Consider the following 1,025-nt stretch of genomic DNA (forward strand, 5'->3'; position numbering starts at 1 on the left):
TGTCGCCTTATATCCACCCCCTGAAGTGCATAGGTATCTACACAAGTTTTCTAGCCGCCTCAGCAAAGTATTTTAGATCATCAGGGGAGTAGTGATTAAAGAGCTCGTTAAATTTAAGCCATTGGAACAATCCTGCCATCACAGCAGGTGCGGTTATTGGTTTGCTGCGTTTCATTTGCCGACCTGAGAGGCGCACTAAAAACAAAGCAAACTCTTGTGACTGTTTATCAGATGCTTGCATAATACGCCACACGAGCGTACAAGCCTGAGAGGCAATTAACAACCGCTTAAAATAAGCGTCTCCACTTTGCTGTAACCAGGACTCTAGCTGAAGTCCTGCACTTTTAAGCAATTTAAAATAAGATTCTATTTGCCAACGCCAATAATACCACTGACTAATATCTGCACCCTTGACGGACGTCTCTTGCAAGTTACTTAATAAATACCAAGTCGCTAGCCGTTTATCTTGATCATCATAGATACGACTGACGGTTAACAGTAAAGATAAGGGCTTACCTTTAATCGGTGCTATTCGCTTACCTGTTGCAGGGTCAATAGCTTGGGGTTTAGCGCTGCGAGTTAATACCACTTTCGCCGTGGCGATATATTGTTTAGCAGCTTTACCTTTGTAATTGACTTGTCGTTGATAGCTAAAATTAAGTTGCCCAGCTATCTGGCTACAGCGCTGGGACTTACCCTCATAACTTAAGTAGGAGCCTGCTTTGACTCGAGTGATAAACTTGTAATCATGCTCATCCCATTGACGCATGTGATAGGCTGAGTCAGCTTCTCTATCGATAATATGAATTAAAGGTTTATCAAATCCTTGCTGCTCTAAATATTCAATGCGTGTGGTTAATTCATTAAGATGGGTTTGTTTGGCAGGAGTATCCTGATAACTACTATGAACGCCATTGGCGGTTACAAGGTTCTGAGCAGGCGTTGCTATAGGACTGCCATTGATATCACTAACTAAAACGCTTGATTGCAATTCATAACCAACATCTAAGTTATGTGTCATCGCA

The 1,025-nt window shown here is 42.0% G+C and carries 1 protein-coding gene; it reads right to left on the minus strand.

Translation table 11 applies throughout. The annotated features are described in order from the left end of the window. Nucleotides 1-37 precede the first annotated feature (37 nt). Nucleotides 38-1,025 (minus strand): transposase (locus A1232T_RS00025; RefSeq protein WP_077447460.1); only part of this gene is annotated, 988 nt, incomplete at its 5' end.

The sequence above is a fragment of the Psychrobacter pasteurii genome (genome assembly GCF_900162815.1).
GTDB lineage: Bacteria > Pseudomonadota > Gammaproteobacteria > Pseudomonadales > Moraxellaceae > Psychrobacter > Psychrobacter pasteurii.